The following is a 216-nucleotide window of genomic DNA, read 5'->3' on the forward strand; positions in this document are numbered from 1 at the left end:
GCAGCGGTAGTTCAGTTGGTTAGAATACCGGCCTGTCACGCCGGGGGTCGCGGGTTCGAGCCCCGTCCGCTGCGCCATTCTCTTGATTCCCTTGTCTAGAGAATGTAGAGTATGAAGATAAGTTCGTTATCTTTTCTCATTAAGGGCGCTTAGCTCAGTTGGTAGAGCGTCTGCCTTACAAGCAGAATGTCGGCGGTTCGATCCCGTCAGCGCCCA

Annotated in this window: 2 tRNA genes; both read left to right on the forward strand. The window is 54.2% G+C overall.

The features are described from left to right. Positions 1–77, forward strand: a tRNA-Asp gene (locus HJG58_RS18820). Positions 78–143: 66 nt separating this feature from the next. Beyond that, positions 144–216 (forward strand) — tRNA-Val (locus HJG58_RS18825).

It is taken from the genome of Acinetobacter geminorum (assembly GCF_013009345.1).
In the GTDB taxonomy this organism is placed as follows: domain Bacteria; phylum Pseudomonadota; class Gammaproteobacteria; order Pseudomonadales; family Moraxellaceae; genus Acinetobacter; species Acinetobacter geminorum.